The sequence below is a fragment of the Streptomyces sp. NPDC006610 genome, from assembly GCF_040611575.1.
In the GTDB taxonomy this organism is placed as follows: domain Bacteria; phylum Actinomycetota; class Actinomycetes; order Streptomycetales; family Streptomycetaceae; genus Streptomyces.
Window position 1 is genome coordinate 129,968 of the sequence record NZ_JBEXOP010000012.1, and the last position, 15,912, is coordinate 145,879.

The 15,912-nt window shown below is 74.0% G+C and carries 14 protein-coding genes; 10 read left to right on the forward strand and 4 right to left on the reverse strand.

The window, feature by feature from the left end:
* Nucleotides 1-23: 23 nt before the first annotated feature.
* The 3 genes from ABZY13_RS12770 to ABZY13_RS12780 are packed head-to-tail and all read left to right on the forward strand — an operon-like array spanning nt 24 to nt 1,961.
* Entirely contained in the window at nt 24-758 is a 735-nt protein-coding gene (locus ABZY13_RS12770; RefSeq protein ID WP_356629752.1) for an enoyl-CoA hydratase family protein, read from the forward strand.
* A gap of 13 nt (nt 759-771) precedes the next feature.
* Nucleotides 772-1,368 carry a TetR/AcrR family transcriptional regulator gene (locus ABZY13_RS12775; RefSeq protein WP_356629754.1) on the forward strand — a complete coding sequence of 199 codons (597 nt, stop codon included), beginning with the start codon at nt 772-774 and terminating at the stop codon, nt 1,366-1,368.
* Between the two features lie 32 nt (nt 1,369-1,400).
* Nucleotides 1,401-1,961 carry a hypothetical protein gene (locus ABZY13_RS12780; protein WP_356629756.1) on the forward strand — a complete coding sequence of 187 codons (561 nt, stop codon included), beginning with the start codon at nt 1,401-1,403 and terminating at the stop codon, nt 1,959-1,961.
* 166 nt (nt 1,962-2,127) lie between these two features.
* Here ABZY13_RS12780 and pdxH read toward each other — a convergent pair whose 3' ends face one another.
* Nucleotides 2,128-2,799 (reverse strand): pyridoxamine 5'-phosphate oxidase, encoded by a 672-nt coding sequence (pdxH, locus tag ABZY13_RS12785; protein ID WP_356629758.1) that lies wholly within the window; start codon nt 2,797-2,799, stop codon nt 2,128-2,130.
* Nucleotides 2,800-3,090: 291 nt separating this feature from the next.
* On the opposite strand from pdxH, the gene ABZY13_RS12790 reads away from it, so the two are divergent.
* The 3 genes from ABZY13_RS12790 (at nt 3,091) to ABZY13_RS12800 (ending at nt 6,871) form a co-directional block, all read left to right on the forward strand.
* The gene (locus tag ABZY13_RS12790) at nt 3,091-4,191 is read left to right on the forward strand and encodes a citrate synthase 2 (RefSeq protein ID WP_356629760.1); all 1,101 of its coding nucleotides are present in this window, start codon (nt 3,091-3,093) and stop codon (nt 4,189-4,191) included.
* Nucleotides 4,192-4,477: 286 nt separating this feature from the next.
* Complete coding sequence (locus ABZY13_RS12795; RefSeq protein WP_356629762.1) at nt 4,478-5,326, forward strand: GNAT family N-acetyltransferase; 849 nt, start codon at nt 4,478-4,480, stop codon at nt 5,324-5,326.
* Nucleotides 5,327-5,476: 150 nt separating this feature from the next.
* Nucleotides 5,477-6,871, forward strand: coding sequence for a PAS domain-containing protein (locus ABZY13_RS12800; protein ID WP_356629764.1), 1,395 nt, complete (start codon nt 5,477-5,479; stop codon nt 6,869-6,871).
* A gap of 89 nt (nt 6,872-6,960) precedes the next feature.
* Here ABZY13_RS12800 and ABZY13_RS12805 read toward each other — a convergent pair whose 3' ends face one another.
* A complete protein-coding gene (locus ABZY13_RS12805) occupies nt 6,961-7,752 on the reverse strand; it encodes an SIS domain-containing protein (protein WP_356629766.1) in 792 nt (263 codons plus the stop codon).
* Nucleotides 7,753-8,037: 285 nt separating this feature from the next.
* Here ABZY13_RS12805 and ABZY13_RS12810 point away from each other — a divergent pair, with 285 nt between their 5' ends.
* The gene (locus tag ABZY13_RS12810) at nt 8,038-8,730 is read left to right on the forward strand and encodes a metal-dependent transcriptional regulator (RefSeq protein WP_356629768.1); all 693 of its coding nucleotides are present in this window, start codon (nt 8,038-8,040) and stop codon (nt 8,728-8,730) included.
* A gap of 663 nt (nt 8,731-9,393) precedes the next feature.
* Nucleotides 9,394-10,263 carry an alpha/beta hydrolase gene (locus tag ABZY13_RS12815; protein ID WP_356629770.1) on the forward strand — a complete coding sequence of 290 codons (870 nt, stop codon included), beginning with the start codon at nt 9,394-9,396 and terminating at the stop codon, nt 10,261-10,263.
* 15 nt (nt 10,264-10,278) lie between these two features.
* On the opposite strand, the gene ABZY13_RS12820 is transcribed toward ABZY13_RS12815, so the two are convergent.
* Nucleotides 10,279-10,926 carry a bifunctional DNA primase/polymerase gene (locus ABZY13_RS12820; protein WP_356629772.1) on the reverse strand — a complete coding sequence of 216 codons (648 nt, stop codon included), beginning with the start codon at nt 10,924-10,926 and terminating at the stop codon, nt 10,279-10,281.
* Between the two features lie 324 nt (nt 10,927-11,250).
* Here ABZY13_RS12820 and ABZY13_RS12825 point away from each other — a divergent pair, with 324 nt between their 5' ends.
* Together ABZY13_RS12825 and ABZY13_RS12830 are read left to right on the forward strand one after the other, a co-directional pair.
* Entirely contained in the window at nt 11,251-12,636 is a 1,386-nt protein-coding gene (locus ABZY13_RS12825) for a transcriptional regulator (protein ID WP_356629774.1), read from the forward strand.
* Nucleotides 12,637-12,837: 201 nt separating this feature from the next.
* The gene (locus ABZY13_RS12830) at nt 12,838-14,508 is read left to right on the forward strand and encodes a hypothetical protein (RefSeq protein ID WP_356629776.1); all 1,671 of its coding nucleotides are present in this window, start codon (nt 12,838-12,840) and stop codon (nt 14,506-14,508) included.
* 20 nt (nt 14,509-14,528) lie between these two features.
* On the opposite strand, the gene ABZY13_RS12835 is transcribed toward ABZY13_RS12830, so the two are convergent.
* Nucleotides 14,529-15,836 carry an ABC transporter substrate-binding protein gene (locus tag ABZY13_RS12835; RefSeq protein ID WP_356629778.1) on the reverse strand — a complete coding sequence of 436 codons (1,308 nt, stop codon included), beginning with the start codon at nt 15,834-15,836 and terminating at the stop codon, nt 14,529-14,531.
* Between the last annotated feature and the right edge of the window lie 76 nt (nt 15,837-15,912).

The window sequence follows — 15,912 nt, forward strand, 5'->3', positions numbered from 1 at the left end:
CGCCCACAGCCCAGGGAGCGCAGATGGCACTGATCGCCCGCAGCCGCGACCGCGCGGTGCAGACCCTCGTCCTCGACTCGCCGGACACCCGCAACGCCCTGTCCGCCGCCCTGGTCGGCGAACTCGCCGACGCCCTCGCGGACGCCGGCGAGGACGACGACGTCCGCGCGGTCGTCCTCACCCACAGCGGCACCACCTTCTGCGCGGGCGCCGACCTGCGCGACCCGCCCCACCCCGACGCCCTGGTCGGCCTCCTCCGCGGCATCGTGGAACTGCCGAAACCGGTCGTCGCCCGCGTCACCGGACACGTCCGCGCGGGCGGCCTCGGCCTCCTCGCCGCCTGCGACGTCGCCGTCGCCGCCGACACCGCCACCTTCGCCTTCACCGAGGTCCGCATCGGCGTCGCCCCCGCCGTGATCTCCCTGACCCTGCTGCCCCGCACCGACCCGCGCGCCCTCGCCCGCCTCTACCTCACCGGTGAACGCTTCGACGCCGCCGAGGCCGTCCGCACCGGCCTGCTCACCGCGGCCGGCGACGACGCCGACGGCGTCCTCGCACCCGTCCTCGACGGACTGCGCAGGTCCGCACCCGAGGCCCTGGCCGAGACGAAACGGCTGCTCACGGCTAGGGTGCTGGAGACGTTCGACCGGGACGCGGCGCGGCTGACCGCCCTCTCGGCCCGGATGTTCGCCTCCGCCGACGCCCGCGCGGGCATGACGGCCTTCCTCGAACGACGGGAACCTCCATGGGTGGTGTGAGCAGGCAATGGACGTGACCACGGCATCCGAGCGCGCACCCAAGCAGGACCGCAGCCGGGCCACCCGGCGGCGGCTCCTGGAGGCCGCCGTGTCCTGCCTGGCCGAACACGGCTGGGCGGGCTCCACGGTCGCCGTCGTCGCCGAACGCGCCGGCGTCTCCCGGGGCGCCGCCCAGCACCACTTCCCGACCCGCGAGGACCTGTTCACCGCCGCCGTCGAGTACGTCGCCGAGGAACGCTCCAACGCCCTGCGCGCCCTCTTCCCCGAGGGCGCCGCCGGCGACCGGCACGCGGTCGTGGCCGCCCTCGTCGACCTCTACACCGGCCCCCTCTTCCGCGCCGCCCTGCACCTGTGGGTCGCCGCCTCCAACGAGGAACAGCTCCGCCCCAGGGTCACCGAACTGGAGGCCCGCGTCGGCCGCGAGACCCACCGCATCGCCGTGGAACTCCTCGGCGCCGACGAGAACCGCCCCGGCGTCCGCGAAACCGTCCAGGGCCTGCTCGACATGGCCCGCGGCCTGGGCCTGGCCAACCTCCTCACCGACGACGCGGGACGTCGGGAACGGGTCGTGGCGCAGTGGGCCGGACTGCTGGACCGGACGCTGCGCTGAGGGCGCCGCACGGCAACGGCTACGGTATGCGCATGGGCGACTTCTTTCAGACGATCGTCGACCTCGACGCGACCGCGGAGCAGGCGCCGGCACTCGCCGAACGGGCCGTGCGGTGGCTGGTGGACGAGGGCGTCGTGCTGGCCGAGCCCACCGAGCACGTGCCCGGAAGCGGCCCCGGCCACCCGCCGGGCCCGCACTGGAACCGGGCCGTGACCGACGACCCGGACTGGGAGCCGAGCGGCGCGCTCGCCGTCCGCACCGGCCGCACCGTCTTCACCAGCGGCGCCGACATGCCCGGCGCCGCCCTCTGCCCGCGCTGCGCGTGGGGCATCCCCCTGCACGAGGGCGCGTGGCAGCGCTTCGGCGACGCCATGGAGACCTGGGAGAAGACCGGCGCCGCCGCCGTCGACTGCCCCGCCTGCGCCGCGGCCGTCCCGGTCCCGGAGTGGGCGTGGGACGAGGCCCCGCTCGCCTTCGGCCACCTCGGCCTGGAGTTCTGGAACTGGCCCGAGTTCACCGACGGCTTCCGCGCCCGCCTGGCCGCGGGCCCGCTGGAGGGCCACCGCACGGCACTCCTGTGGGGCCAGTACTGACGGCCCACGGCCCCCGGCCGACGAGCGGGGGCATCCCCCGAAGGCCGTCAGGTCCGTCGTCACAGACTGATTCAGGGCCGTTGTCAACGGCCGATTCGGGGCCGTGATCAAGGCATGACCAGAGGCCGTGATCAAGGCATGACCAGAGGCCGTGAACAAGGCATGATCAGGGGCCGAGCCGCTCCACCCGCCAGCTCCCGTCGTCCCGCGCGACGTACCGGAGCCGGTCGTGCAGCCGGTTCTCCCGCCCCTGCCAGAACTCCACCGACCGCGGCGCCACCCGGAAACCGCCCCAGTGCGGCGGCACCGGCACCTGCTCGCCCTCCGGATAACGGGCCACCAGAGCGGCGTACGCGTCCTCCAGCTCCTCCCGGCCGGAGATCACAGCCGACTGGGTGCTGGCCCACGCGCCCAGCTGGGAGCCGTGCGGACGGGTGCGGAAGTACGCCGCCGTCTCGTCGCGCCCGGTGCGCCGCGCCACGCCGGTCACGATGACCTGCCGGGCCATCGGATACCAGGGGAACAGCAGCGAGACGTACGGGTTGGCGTCGAGGTCGCGGGCCTTGCGGGAGCCGTAATTGGTGTAGAAGACGAAGCCGCGGTCGTCGAAGTGCTTCAGCAGCACCGTGCGCGAGCCGGGCCGGCCCTGCGCGTCGGCCGTGGAGACGACCATCGCGTTCGGCTCGAACAGCCGGCCCTCCGTCGCGGCCTGCCGGAACCAGCGCGCGAACTGCTCCACGGGGGTGGCGGCCAGGTCGGCCTCGGCGAGCCCCTCCGCCCGGTAGTGCCGGCGCATGGCGGCGGGATCGGGCACGCGGGGAACGGAGTCGTCGGTCACACGGTCATATTGCCGCACGGGCGCCGCGGGGGTGCCGCACGGGCGGTGGCCTTGATCACTGCCTGGCACTGAGTGCCACACCGTGGCTCCCCAAGGGCCGCACCGAGGGATATCGTGCGAATGCCCACCGGTTCGGGTGACCACCGACCGCACCGGGCATCACCCGAGTGACCGTTCGGGACCGCGAGCCTGCGAAAACCTTCGCTTCACGACCGTGGATCCGCAGAACGCGCTCGCTTCGACCACCCGTCGTACCCGTCCATCGCCGCACACGTCACGAGGAGCCGCCTGATGTCCGACTTCGTACCCGGACTCGAAGGAGTCGTCGCGTTCGAGACGGAGATCGCCGAACCCGACAAGGAGGGCGGCGCCCTGCGGTACCGCGGCGTCGACATCGAGGACCTCGTCGGCCACGTCTCGTTCGGCAACGTCTGGGGCCTGCTGGTCGACGGCGCCTTCAACCCCGGCCTGCCGCCCGCCGAGCCCTTCCCGATCCCCGTCCACTCCGGCGACATCCGGGTCGACGTCCAGTCCGCGCTGGCCATGCTCGCGCCCGTGTGGGGCCTCAAACCCCTCCTGGACATCGACGCCGAGCAGGCCCGCGACGACCTGGCCAGGGCCGCGGTCATGGCCCTTTCCTACGTCGCCCAGTCCGCGCGCGGCCAGGGCCTGCCCATGGTCCCGCAGCGGGAGATCGACAAGGCGCACTCCATCGCCGAACGCTTCATGATCCGCTGGCGCGGCGAGCCCGACCCGAAGCACGTCGCCGCGGTCGACGCCTACTGGACGTCGGCGGCCGAGCACGGCATGAACGCCTCCACCTTCACGGCCCGCGTCATCGCCTCCACCGGCGCGGACGTCGCCGCCGCGCTCTCCGGAGCCGTCGGCGCCATGTCCGGCCCGCTGCACGGCGGCGCCCCTTCCCGGGTCCTCGGCATGATCGAGGAGATCGAGCGCACCGGCGACGCGGAGGCGTACGTCAAGCAGGCCCTGGACAAGGGCGAGCGCCTCATGGGCTTCGGCCACCGCGTCTACCGCGCCGAGGACCCCCGCGCCCGCGTCCTGCGCCGCACCGCCCGCGAACTGGGCGCCCCGCGCTTCGAGGTCGCCGAGGCCCTGGAGAAGGCGGCCCTGGAGGAGCTCCACAACCGCCGCCCCGACCGCGTCCTCGCCACCAACGTCGAGTTCTGGGCGGCGATCGTCCTGGACTTCGCCGAGGTCCCGGCGCACATGTTCACCTCGATGTTCACCTGCGCCCGCACGGCCGGCTGGTCCGCCCACATCCTCGAACAGAAGCGCACGGGCCGCCTGGTCCGCCCCTCCGCCCGCTACGTGGGCCCCGCCGCCCGCAGCCCGCGCGAGATCGAGGGCCACGACGACATCGTCCACTGACCCCGGAAACGCAGACGACCCGCGAGTCTGGTTCCTCCGTGGAGGAGCCGGCCGGACGTACCGGCGACTCGCGGGTCGGGTGACTGCTGGGATTGGGCCGGCTGCACGTGTCTTTCACGTGCTGGTCCGGCACCGCACTGAGTGGGTGACGGGCCGCTAGCCCGCAGCCACCTCACGCGTCCGGTATTCACACATCTGCCGAACCACCTCCCTTCTCGTGTACTGAGCACACTAGGAACGGTGGGCTCGCGCCTCAACCCATTTTTTCGAGAAGTACGGTTCCCGCATGACGCAGCGGCGGGTGGTTCTCAGCGGATCGGTGTTCGAGGAGCGGATCGGGTATGCGCGGGCCGTGGTGGACGGGGATCGGGTGCACGTGTCCGGGACCACCGGGTTCGACTACGCGCAGATGAGCATCTCCGAGGACGTCGTCGAGCAGGCCGAGCAGTGTCTGCGGAACATCGGGGCCGCGCTCGCGGAGGCCGGGTGCACCTTCCGGGACGTGGTGCGGGTGCGGTACCTGCTGCCGGAGCGGGAGGACTTCGAGCCGTGCTGGCCGGTGCTGCGGCGGTGTTTCGGGGAGGTGCGGCCGGCGGCGACGATGATGGTGTGCGGGCTGGCGGACCCTCGTATGAAGATCGAGATAGAGGTGGACGCGCGCCGCGGGGCCGTGTCCGAGGGGGCCGGGCTGAGGGTCGGGGCCGTCGCCGGGGACCGGATGCTGGAGGAGTGGCGGCAGGTGCGCAACGCGGTCGCGCCGCCCGCGGCGATGTCGCGCGAGGAGGCGCGGGAGCGCGGGGAGCGGTACCGGCTGGAGAACGCCTACCTCGGGGACGTGCTCGTGGGGTGCTCCACCGTGCGTCCGCCGCGGGAGGAGGGCGGGGAGGCGACCGTCATCGCCCGGGTGCTGCCCGCCTACCGGGGGCGGGGGATCGGGACGGCGCTGTACGAGCGGGCGCTCGGGCACGCGCGCGTGCTGGGGGCCGGGGGGATCGGGACGTGCGTGCCGGCGGTCGACGAGGACGGGCTGCGGTTCGCCCGGGCGCGGGGGTTCGTGGAGACCGAGCGGTACACGCTCGACGGGGAGGACGGCGTCTGGGTCGACCTGCGGCTGGCGGACGGCACGGCGCCGTAGGAGGCGGCCGGTTGCCGGCCGGATTTCCGGGGTACAACGATTCCTGCAATATTGCGGGAACCAGGTGTGGGCTGCATCACGTTCGAGTTGAATGAGGGCAAGTCAGAACCGACGCGCCGTACGTGCGGACGCAGCCTGCAGGGGGTCCAGGTGAGTGCTTCACGGCGTAGTGGGACCACGGACGAGCTGGGGCCGGACGAGCCCGAGCGGGACGGCTCGGATCTGCTCGCCGCGCTCCTCGACGGCATGGACGCGGCGCTGTGCGCGTTCGACGCCGACGGCGTCGTCACGCACTGGAACCGGGAGGCCGAGCGCATCCTCGGCTGGAGCGCCGCCGAGGCCGTCGGCCGGCGCGGTTTCTCCGGGTGGGCGGTGCGCAGCGCGGACGCCGAGGACGTGCAGGCGCGGCTGATGTCGGCCATGCACGCGCCGGGCCGTCAGGTGCACGAGTTCGCGCTGGTCACCAAGGACGGCGGGCGGGTGCTCGTGCGCACCCAGTCGGCGGCGGTGCGCGGCCCGGACGGCAAGCCGGCGGGGCTGTACTGCGCCTTCAGCGAGGTGCACGCGCAGATAGACCTGGAGCGCTCGATCGCGCTGAGCGAGGCCCTGTTCGAGGACGCCGGCTGGGGCGTGGTGCTGGTCGACGCCGATCTGCGTCCGGCCGTGGTCAACGCGCACGCGGCCCGCGCGCTGGGCGTCGGCCGTACGTCCGTGCTGGGGCGGCCGATCGGCGAGCTGCTGGCGCAGGGCGCGGAGGAGCTGGAGAGCGCGCTGACGCATGTGCTGGGGGAGGGCGCGCCGCCCGCTCCGGCGGAGATGTGGGTGAGCGTGCGCACGCCGGACGGCGAGAAGCGGCGCTGCTGGCGCAGCGGGTTCCTGCGGCTGGCGTCGCCGCTCGCGGAGGAGCCGGTGCCGCTGGGGGTCGGCTGGCTGTTCCAGGACGTGACGGAGGCCAAGCAGGGCGAGCAGGAGGCGGCGCTGCTGCGGTTCCGGAGCAATCAGCTGCACCGGGCCGCCCGGGCCGCCGCCGAGTGCGAGGACCCGGCGGAGGCGGCGACCGTGCACCTGGACTTCGCGCTGGCGGGGTTCGCGGACCACGCGCTGATCGACCGGGTGGCCGGCGGTGCGGTGACCGACGGGCGGCTCGGCCAGGGGCCGGTGCGGTTGGTGCGGGTGGCGGCGACGCCCTCGGGAGCGCCGGGCCCGAGCATGTCGGCCGGGGACGCGGGGTTGCCGGTGCGGTATGCGGAGGGGCATCCGGCGCTCCAGTGCGTGGAGCGGATCGGCACGGTGCGGGCGAGCGTCGGGGCGGTGCCGCCGGAGCAGGCTCGGGTGTGGGCGCTGGCCCGGCAGTGGCCGGCGGACGCGGTGCACTCGCTGTGCGCGGTGCTGCGCAGCCGGGGGCGGACGCTCGGGGTCGTGACGTTCCTGCGGGGGAGCGGGCGCAGCGCGTTCGAGCGGGCGGACACCGTGTACGCGGAGGACGTCGCCGTACGGATCGCCGCCGCGCTGGACCTGGCGGCGCTGACGGCGTCGGAGGGCTGACCGCGGGCGGCAGCGGTAGCGGCGGGGCGGCAGGGTATGGGCCGGTGCCCGATTCCCGCCCCGCCCGGCCCCGCCGGGCTCCCGCCCTGTCACTGCTGGTAGAAGATCCGCTCCCGGTAGCGCTCCATCACGCCCGCGTTCCACTCGTGTCCTCCGTCGACGTTGCCCGAGCGCAGCAGCGGCGGTTCGATGCCCCGGTCGGCGAGGGTGGCGGCGGCGGTGGCGACCACGGCCTGGAGCAGGGCGGTCGTGACGACGGTGGAGGCGGGGGCGAAGGGGGCGGGCACGGAGTCGAGGGTCAGCTCGGCGTCCCCGATCGCGATCTTCGAGTCGAGGACGACGTCGCAGTGGTCCTTGAGGAACGTCCCCGACGCGTGCCGTGACGTCGTGTGCGTGGTGTACGCGACCGAGGTCACGCCGATGACCTTCACCCCGAGGGCGCGGGCGTGCTGGGCCATCTCGACGGGCAGGGCGTTGCGGCCGGACAGGGAGATGATCACCAGGGCGTCGCCGGCGCGCAGCGGGGAGCAGTCGAGGACGGTGGTGGCGAGGCCGTCGACGCGTTCGAGGGCGGAGCCGAGGGTGGCGGGCATGACGTCGACGCCGACGACGCCGGGGACGGTGAGCAGGTTCATCAGGGCGAGGCCGCCGGCCCGGTAGACGACGTCCTGGGCGGCGAGGGAGGAGTGCCCGGCCCCGAACGCGAACAGTCGGCCGCCCGCGGCGACGGTGTCGGCGAGCAGCGTCCCGGCCGCGGCGACGGAGTCGGCCTCCTCGTCGCGGACGCGGTGGAGCAGTCCGATGGCGGCGTCCAGATACCGCTCGGCCGGTTTGCGCGCTCTGGTGCCCTCGCCGTTGCCGTCGCCCTGGCCGTGGCCCATGCGTCTGCTCCTTCGCGCCGTTGCGGGGATCGCCGCTGCCCCGCGGCACGGTCGGGTGCCACCGGGGACGTGTCGCGGATCACGGTGCGGTCTGGACCACTTGGATGTCAATACGGGGACCCGCGCAGGACCCTTGAGCCGGGTGGCGGGCGGCCCCACGCTGTAACCCCCCGCGTTGCGACGGCGCGGCACGGTTGCCGGTGGCATCCGGCAGAATTGAATCCAGGGCCAGCGCACGCGCCGGAGTTCCTCCGAGCCTCCGGCAGAGCTAATCGAGGGGCACGTATGTCCGGACTGATCGACACCACGGAGATGTATCTCCGCACCATCCTCGAGCTGGAGGAGGAAGGTGTGGTCCCCATGCGCGCCCGCATCGCCGAGCGGCTCGACCAGAGCGGGCCGACGGTGAGCCAGACGGTGGCCCGGATGGAGCGCGACGGCCTGGTGTCCGTGGCCAGCGACCGCCATCTGGAGCTGACCGACGAGGGCCGTCGGCTGGCCACGCGCGTGATGCGCAAGCACCGCCTCGCCGAGTGTCTGCTCGTCGACGTGATCGGCCTGGAGTGGGAGCAGGTGCACGCCGAGGCCTGCCGCTGGGAGCACGTGATGAGCGAGGCCGTGGAGCGGCGCGTGCTGGAGCTGCTGCGGCACCCGACCGAGTCGCCGTACGGCAATCCGATCCCGGGCCTGGAGGAGCTGGGCGAGACGGACGGGGCCGACCCGTTCCTGGACGAGGGCATGGTCTCGCTGGCCGACCTCGACCCGGGCCTGGAGGGCAAGACGGTGGTCGTGCGCCGGATCGGCGAGCCGATCCAGACGGACGCCCAGCTGATGTACACGCTGCGCCGGGCGGGCGTGCAGCCCGGTTCGGTGGTGAGCGTGACGGAGTCGGCGGGCGGTGTGCTGGTGGGCAGCGGCGGCGAGGCGGCCGAACTGGCGTCGGACGTCGCGTCGCACGTGTTCGTCGCCAAACGCTGACCGCTGCCGGGAGCCGGGCCGGAGGCGCGGGGGCGAACCGGTCCGGACCGGGGTCCGGCGGGACCGGGCCGGAGTCCGGCGGGACCGGGCCGGTATAGGACGGACTCCGACCGGTTCGGAATCGGACGGTGCCGATTCGAGCCGGAGTTGACTGGACGTGATCGTTCCTGATCGGAACTGCGTCCATCTGTAACCGACTTCGCCGCTGCGTCGATTCCCGGACTCGGTGCTCCGAATCGCAGCGCCCTGCGGCCGCGCGTGCGAGGCTGTCGCATGAGGTCGTACGAGGCATATGACGTACGGGGCATATGACCGAAGGGGCGGACGATGGGCGACGGTGGGGGAACGCACCGCGCGCTCGTGTGCCCCGGCAGTCATGTAGAGGGCCCCGGCGCCGTGCGGCGCCGGGGCCTGTCCTCCCCTGTGTCGACCCGGAGCCCCGAGCTCTCAGGGTCGTCCCCTGCGGACCCTTTTCCCCGAGTGGTCCGCCTCCCGATGAAGATCTCCCCTGGGTGGCGAGGATCATTCCTCGACGGGTGTCACTCGAACGAGGGGTGTTGTGCGGCGGAAGGACGTTTTCGAATAAGAGTTCGATAGTCTGCGCTTGCACGGTTCCACGCCACGGATCAGCGGTACCAGCGGAGCTTGGGGGTGCCAGCACCAATGGCGCGACGCATCGACGTAACGGGCGCGGGCGGGGTTCGGCTCGCCGCCTGGGAGTTCGGCGACCCGCCCAAGGACACCGACCCGGAGCGCCCGGCCGCGCCCGGCGTGCTCCTGCTCCACGGCCTGATGGGCCGCGCCTCGCACTGGGCCGCGACCGCCCGCCGGCTGTCCGAACGCCATCGCGCCGTCGCCCTCGACCAGCGCGGCCACGGCCAGAGCGCCAAGGCGCCGGACGTCTCCCACACCCGCGAGGCCTACGTCGAGGACGCCGTGGCGGCCCTGGAGCAGCTCGGCCTCGCCCCGGCCGTCGTGATCGGCCACGCCATGGGCGCGCTGACCGCCTGGCAGCTCGCCGCCAAACGCCCCGACCTGGTGCGCGGTCTGATCATCTGCGATATGCGGGCCTCCGCACTGGGCGCGGCCTCGCAGCGGGAGTGGGCCGCCTGGTTCCGGGCCTGGCCGCTGCCGTTCGCCACCCTCGCCGACGTGCGCAAGTGGTTCGGCGAGGACGACCCCTGGGTCGAGCGCCCCAACCCGGCCCGCGGCGAGTTCTACGCCGAGGTGATGCAGGAGTACCCGGACGGATGGCGCCCCGTCTTCGACCTCGACCAGATGCTGAAGTCCCGTGAGACCTGGGTCTACGACGCCCACTGGGAGGAGCTGGCGCAGGTCCGCTGCCCCACCCTGGTCGTCCGCGGCCTCGACGGCGAGCTGGGCCGCGCCGAGGCCCAGGAGATGGTCCGGGTGCTGCCCCGCGGCCGTTACGCCGAGGTCGCCGACGCCGGCCACCTCGTCCACTACGACCAGCCGGAGGCCTGGCGCGCGGCGATCGAGCCCTTCCTCGACAGCCTGGAGGCCGACGGCTAGCGGGCCGTCGGCCTCCTACCGGGCGCACGCGTACGCGAGCGCCGGGACCAGCTCCTCCACGTCCGGCAGCCACCGGTTCGCCGCCGTGGGCCGGCAGGCCCACTGCACCGCGCCCCGCGACCCCATCCGCGTGGGCGGCGCCGCCACGTACGCCCCCTCGCCCAGCGCGACCAGGTCCAGGGAGGACACGGACCAGCCCAGCGCGCGCACCAGCGCGGGCAGCTTCACCGAAGCCCCGGGCAGCACCAGGAAGTTCATCCGGCCGTCCGGCGTCAGCGTCACCGGCCCCAGCGGCAGCCGCAGCCGCTCGGTCCGGGCCAGCGCCAGGAACCCGGCCGTCTCCGGGACGGACAGCGCGTCGAACGTCCGCCCCGTCGGCAGCAGGATCGACGCGTCCGGCCGCTGCTGCCACATCCGCCGGACCGCGCTCGCGCTGCCCGTGGCGAGGGACGCCCAGTCGGGGCGCACGGGGTGCGCGCCGGGCGCATCGCAGCGTGCGTCGCCGCAGGAACAGCGCTGCACCCCGTCGACGGCTTCCAGCCAGGCGCCGGGGACCACGTCCCAGTGACGCTCCTCGGCATAACGGACGGCGGTGTCCAGCAGCGATTCCCCGCGCTGGACCGGGATCTGGGCGGCCTCGATGGTCACGACGGTGTCTTCCACGACGAACTCAACTCCCGCACCCACCTGGGGTTACGGCCGCCTCCCGCGCGCGGGGAGGAGCGCCGGTTCGCCGGTCGGGGCGCATGGGTGCATGGGCGGGGGCGCGCGGGAGGATCCCGGCCGGAGCTGGGTAACCACGGGAGGGGCCGGCTCCGGCCGACCCGGGCAATCCTCATATGTCTTGTATGTCTCGCATTTTTGGTTTGTCCGTGGGGCATTGATCTCCACGGCCGGAACCTTTCGCCCCCGGGGCGGAGGTCGCGGCCGTGGAAGACACATCAACTCGGTGCGCGGGCAGGCACCGCAGCCAGCAGGGGGTACGCCATGGCCGCAAGGCCTCTCGTCGCCAGGCAGCCGAACGAACGGCTGCAGGCGCTCATCCAGGAAGCGGGTTGCTCCAACGCCGGGCTGGCCCGCCGGGTCAACATGTGCGGGGCCGAGCACGGTCTCGACCTGCGCTACGACAAGACGTCCGTGGCCCGTTGGCTGCGGGGACAGCAGCCGCGCGGGCGCGCCCCGGCGATCATCGCCGAGGCGCTCGGGCGCAAACTGGGCCGTACGGTCACGATCGACGAGATCGGCATGGCCAACGGCAAGAACCTCGCGTCGGGCGTGGGCCTGCAGTTCTCGCCGACGGTCCTCGGGGCCATCGAGCAGGTCTGCGAGCTGTGGCGCAGCGACGTCGGGCGGCGGGACTTCCTGTCCGGGTCCTCCGTGGCGGCGTCCGCGCTGGTCGAGCCGAGCCGCGACTGGCTGATCTCGGCGCCCGACGCCCAGGTGGCGCGCTCCGCCGGGCCCCGGGTGGGGCAGTCGGACGTGGCGGCCGTGCGGGCGATGACGCAGGCGCTGGTCGACCTGGACCACCAGTACGGCAGCGGGCATGTGCGGCCGGTGGTCGTGCACTACCTCAACAGCGTGGTGTCCGGGCTGCTCGCGGGCTCCTACCGGGAGACGGTGGGCCGTGAACTGTTCGCCGCCGTCGCGCGGTTGACCGAGCTGGCGGGCTACATGGCCGTCGACACCGGTCAACCGGGCCTGGCCCAGCGGTACTACATCCAGGCGCTGCGGCTCGCCCAGGCGGCCGGCGACCGCGGTTACGGCGGTTATGTGCTCGCCGCGTCCATGAGCCATCTGGCCGCGCAGCTCGGAAACCCCCGGGAGATCGCCCAGTTGGCGCGGGCCGCGCAGGAGGGAGCGCGCGGCCGGGTCACCCCGCGCGCGGAGGCGATGTTCCTCGCGGCGGAGGCGCGCGGGCACGCGCTGATGGGTGACGCGCGCGCCGCCGAGGAGGCGTCGGGGCGGGCGGTGAACGCGCTGGCGCAGGCCGACCCGGAGTCGGGCGACGACCCGGAGTGGATCAGGCACTTCGACGAGGCGTACCTCGCCGACGAGTTGGCGCACTGCCACCGCGACCTCGGGCAGGCCGAGGCGGCGGCGCGCTGTGCCCGGCAGGCCCTGGCCGGGCTGCCCGAGTCCAAGGCCAGGCGGCGGGCGATCGGTTATGTGCTGCTCGCCACGGCGCAGGTGCAGCAGCGGGAGATCGAGCAGGCCTGCCACACGGGTCTGAAGGCGGTCGAGCTGCTGGAGACGCTGCGCTCGGAACGCGGCGCCGAGTATCTGGAGGACTTCCAGCAGCGGCTGGAGCCGTTCCGGGAGGAGGCGGTGGTACGGGAGTTCGGGGCGCGGCTGGAGCTCCAGGAGGCCGCGTGAACTCTCGCCCGCCGCCTGCGTGAACGGGCGGGAAACGGGGGCGCGGGGCGGCCAGGGCCGCATCATCAGCGTTGCGGCGGGTGGTTCTGTTACCGGTGTCACAGGGCGGGCGGTCCGCTCCCGTGCTGCGTGGCACCGGGCTCCGGGGACCCGGTAGCGTGGGCCGACGATTCCGAAGGTCCCCCAGTCGTAGGAGTCCCGGTGACGCAGAGCGGACAGGGCGAGGAGCCCTCGGCGCAGCCCGCGCGCGAAGGCATCGTGCTGCCCTCGGACGGCGGTGAGCCCGTGCTGCCGGGCGGATCCGGCGGTCCGGGCGGGATCGCCGCCCCGCAGCCCGGCGGGCCCCTGCCGTCCGCGCCGCCGCCCGGCGGTCAGGCCTGGGACCGGCCGTGGGGACCCGAGCAGCCTCCGGTGCAGGACCAGGGCTGGCAGAGCCCGCCCCCGGCCGAGCCGTGGTCCGCCCAGGCCCCGCAGCAGCAGCCGTACCAGCAGCAGCAACACGAGCATCGGCAGCAGCACCAGCAGCCGCAGCAGGACCAGTGGGGCCGGCAGGACCACGCGCCGGCCCACGGCGGCGGTCCCGGCCCGCTGCCGCCCGAGGGGGCCCCGGCCCCGTCGTCGTACGACCGTCCCGCGGGCGGCTACGACCCGTACGCGCCGCACGGCACGGCCGGCCAGGACCCCTACCCCCCCATACCCGGCGCCTCCATACCCGGCCAGGGCCACGCGGCGCCGCTCCCGCCCGCCGAGGACCGCGCCACCCACTACCTCCCGCCCGTCCGGGCGGACCGCGCCCCGCGGCAGCCGCAGGCCCCCGGAGCGGACGACGGCGCGACGCAGTACCTGCCCCCCGTCGCCGCGGCCCCGGACGAGGGCGCCACGCAGTACATCCCGCCCGTCGGCCCCGGCGCCCTGCCCCCGGAGATGCCCCCCGCCCACGGCCCGGGCCCGCAGACGCCCGCCGAGACGACCCAGTACCTCGGCCGCGCCCGCCAGGACGCCGCCGGTCCCGGCCCCGACGCGGACGCCACGCAGTACGTCCCGCCCGTGACCGGGCAGCCGTACGGCGACCGGCAGCCGCCCGCCGAGTTCGACAACCTCTTCCGCAGCGGTCCCGGCGGCCCCGCCCCGGAGACCCAGCAGCTGCCGCGCTTCCAGGACCCGCAGCCCGCGCAGCCCTCCTACGACACTCCGGGCCCCGCCCGCGGACGGCGCGGCGGCGGTGGCCGTACCGGCTCGCGGGTGCCGGTGATCGCCGCGTGCGGTGTCGCCATCGCGCTCGTCGGCATCGGGGCGGGCGCCCTGCTCGGCGCGGGCGGCGACGACAACGACGACCCCAGGCCCGTGTCCGCCACCGCCCCGGCGGACGAGTCGGCCTCCGCGTCCGCCTCCCCCTCGCCGTCCGTGGACCCGGCGAGGACGCAGGCGGTGGAGCTGGACAAGCTGCTGGCCGACAGCGGCGACAGCCGGGCCGCGGTGATCAACGCCGTCAACGACGTGAAGGCCTGCACCAACCTGGCCGAGGCGGCCGAGGACCTGCGGGACGCCGCGGCGCAGCGCAACGACCTGGTGACGCGGCTGTCGGGGCTGACGGTCGACGAGCTGCCGCAGAACGCCGAGCTGACCGCCGCCCTGACCAAGGCCTGGCAGGCCTCCGCCGCCGCGGACAACCACTACGCGGCCTGGGCCGACCAGGTGGCCGCGCAGAAGGGCAAGCTCTGCCGCAAGAACCAGGCCCGCGCCACCGGCCGGACGCAGGCCGGCAACCGGGAGAGCGGCACCGCCACCACGCAGAAGTCCGAGGCGGCCAAGCTGTGGAACCCGATCGCCAAGCGGTACGGGCTGACCGAGCGCCGGCCGACCCAGCTCTGAGCGGGCCGGCCGGCGGCGGGTCAGCTCGCGTCGGCGTCCTGGAGGGTGTCGGTCACGTCGATGGCGTCCTTGCCGGCGGCCACCAGCTGGCCGTCCCGGACCACCTGGGGGGTCACGGAGGTGTTGGCCAGCCGCGGGAAGCCGACGGAGGCGAGCACGTCCTGGAACTCCCACCGCAGCGTCGGCGTGAGCCCGCCCGTGGTGACCTTGAAGCCGTCGTCCAGGATGCGGCGCACGGCGCCGGCGGAGACCTCGCCCTCGCCGATCTCCTCCAGGACGGCCTCGAGGACGGTGTAGGCGATCCAGGTGGTCTGCACCCCGGCGTCCGCCGGGTCGATGCGGGTGTCGGAGAAGGCCTGGTCGCGGATGACCTTCTTCATCGGGTCCCAGCGCTTGTCGGTCTCCACCGGGTACCAGCCGGTGATGTACGCCCCCTCGAACGGCCCCGAGGCGCCGCCGCTCGCGTCGATGACCGTCTGGTCGGCGTTGCCCAGGACGGTGCCGGTGCGGACCCCCGGGTACTCCTCGCGGGCGCGCCGGAAGGAGTCCATGAACGTGCTGGTGCGGTCGCCCAGCGCGGGCACCACACAGCCCTTCTTCGCCGGGTCGGCCGAGGCGCGCTCCAGGGCCTGAGCGGTCTGGACGGAGAACTCGGTCGCGTCCTCCGCCGCCCGCAGGTCGGTCGCCTCGGGGTGGCCGCCGGCCTTCAGGCCGGAGTTGATCAGGGTGGGCAGTTCGTCGCCCGCGATGGTGTCGGGCCGTACCAGCGCCACCGGCCCGCACTCGTCGGCCAGCTCCCGGCCGAGGCCGGCCAGCAGCGTGGGCTGGCCGCCGTTGACCGGGTAGGACAGCGGGCTGGTGAACTCCGCGTTGGTGATGCCGTAGCCGCCGATGTACGGGATGCCCGCGCCTTCCAGCACGGGGAAGAAGGAGTCGGCGTACTGGCTGTACGAGCCGACGACGGCGACGACGTTCTCCTTGGCGGCGCGCCGGGCGCACTTGGCGGCGTGGACGCTGTTGTTGTGGTCGTTGCAGATGACCACCTTGAGCTTGCGGCCGTTGATGCCGCCGTTGGCGTTGACCTCCCGCGCGTAGGCGAGGGCCAGCGCCGGCATGCCGGGCTTGTTGGTGGCGTTGGTGTCCTGCGGGGCCCAGGTCATCACGGTGATCGAGTCGTCCCCGGCGCCCCCCGTGACGCCGGGGACGACCCCGCATCCGACGGCCAGCGACGCGCAGGCCACCAGGGCTGCCGCCGCGCGCACGCCGGCTCTGACGGGCCTGGTGGAGGAGATCGGGAAGGTGCTGCGGTGGTATCGCCTGCCGGTCATGAACACGCACGATTCCGTCACATCGCTAACCCGTGAGTGACCTTTGGCCAACGATCGGTGACCGCGGGGTGAATTG